The sequence below is a fragment of the Tersicoccus phoenicis genome, from assembly GCF_001968835.1.
GTDB classification, from domain to species: domain Bacteria; phylum Actinomycetota; class Actinomycetes; order Actinomycetales; family Micrococcaceae; genus Tersicoccus; species Tersicoccus phoenicis.
In genome coordinates this window covers 1-1,403 of record NZ_MRDE01000029.1, presented here as the reverse complement: position 1 = coordinate 1,403, position 1,403 = coordinate 1, and the positions used below count along the sequence as shown (strand labels likewise).

Here is a 1,403-nt window from a genome sequence, read left to right as displayed (position 1 = left end):
CCAGCTCGCCGACCTCGAGGTCAGACACCGGCTGCGGGCCCGGTGCGAAGACCGGATCCGCGCCGCCAAGGACACCGGCCTGCAGAATCTCCCCCTCCACGCGTTCGACGCCAATCAGCTGTGGTGCCACCTGGTCATGCTCGCCGCCGAGCTCACCGCCTGGGCCCAGATGCTCGCCCTCCATGGGCACAACGCCCGCCGTTGGGAGCCCAAACGACTCCGGGCGCGCCTCTTCGAGACCGCCGCCAGAGCCTCCCGGCACGCCCGCCGCGCCGTGCTGCACCTGGCCGCGGCCGCCCCCGAGACGCCCCTGCTCCTGAAGGCCCTGGACCGCCTCGCCATCCTCGGCCTGCCATAACGGCCCCTCCGAACGCCACGACGAGACAGGAAGCAGCAGCACCGGCACGTGCGGGAGTGGACCCGCACCGGACACCCGCCAAGGTCAGCGGGCAGCACTGTCGTACCCACATGCAAGAATCACACCCATCAGGCAGACGGTAAGCCCTGACCCTCAGCCAACCAGCCGGGATGAAAGATCGAGGCTAGCTCCGGCTTCGAAAAGAACTGAGGTACTACATGTCTATTCCCGGAACTGCACTGATTGGGTATGTCATCCCGAGAGCTGGCTGCAGGGCTCAGATAGAGAGGCGCCTCAGCAAACCCGCGACCGAGCCTGGAGAATCAGCTCTGAAGCAAAGCATTCATACATCAGTCTTATTTGATTGGGGATCGTGAAAACACTGAACATAGCTCTGAAGAACTGTCACGGTATCCGCGAACTCGACGCGGCGTTCAACTTCGAGAAAGGCAACGCCGTCGCAGTTTACGCGCCCAACGGCACGATGAAGACCTCGTTCGCCCGGACCTTCAAGGACCTCGCCGATGATCAAGATACAGCGGACCACATGTTCCCGACTCGGGAGACCGAGCGCGCTGTCACAGACGAGAATGGTGACGACCTCGATCCCAACGATGTGGTGGTCGTTCTGTCCTACGACGAGGAACTCGGACCGACCGAGTCCACATCGACCCTCCTCGTGAATCCCGACCTGCGGAAGGAGTATGAAGGGCTCCAGGTTGATCTCCTCGACGCGCGCGACGAGCTCGTCGCAGCGCTTGAGACGCAGTCCGGTACGAAGCAGGACGTGATCAGCACCCTCTCGCGAGTGTTTACCCAACAGAGCGATCGATTCTTCGAGGCGCTGGTGCGCATCAGCTACGAAGTTGAGCAACTGGAGGACGCCCCGTTTGCTGGCTCATCACAATCCACGGTGTAGCTGGGGTCTGAATCCGCCGGTTTCGAGCAGGCTGCGGGCGATGTAGTTGGTGAGGTTGCGGAAGCCGAGGGCTGAGCCGCGGAGGTGTTCGAGCCGGCCGTTGATGGCCTCGGTCGGGCCGTTGGA

3 protein-coding genes are annotated in these 1,403 nt (G+C 63.1%); 2 read left to right on the top strand and 1 reads right to left on the bottom strand.

The features are described from left to right. On the top strand, window positions 1–358 hold a 358-nt coding region (locus BKD30_RS06340; RefSeq protein ID WP_173893038.1), incomplete at its 5' end, for a transposase. 373 nt (window positions 359–731) lie between these two features. Beyond that, the gene (locus BKD30_RS06335) at window positions 732–1,277 is read left to right on the top strand and encodes a hypothetical protein (RefSeq protein WP_218189261.1); all 546 of its coding nucleotides are present in this window, start codon (window positions 732–734) and stop codon (window positions 1,275–1,277) included. Here the strand turns inward: BKD30_RS06335 and BKD30_RS06330 are convergent. After that, window positions 1,260–1,403: transposase (locus tag BKD30_RS06330; protein ID WP_143588065.1), on the bottom strand; the 144-nt coding region annotated here is incomplete at its 5' end. The two genes, BKD30_RS06335 and BKD30_RS06330, sit on opposite strands and share 18 nt — an antisense overlap.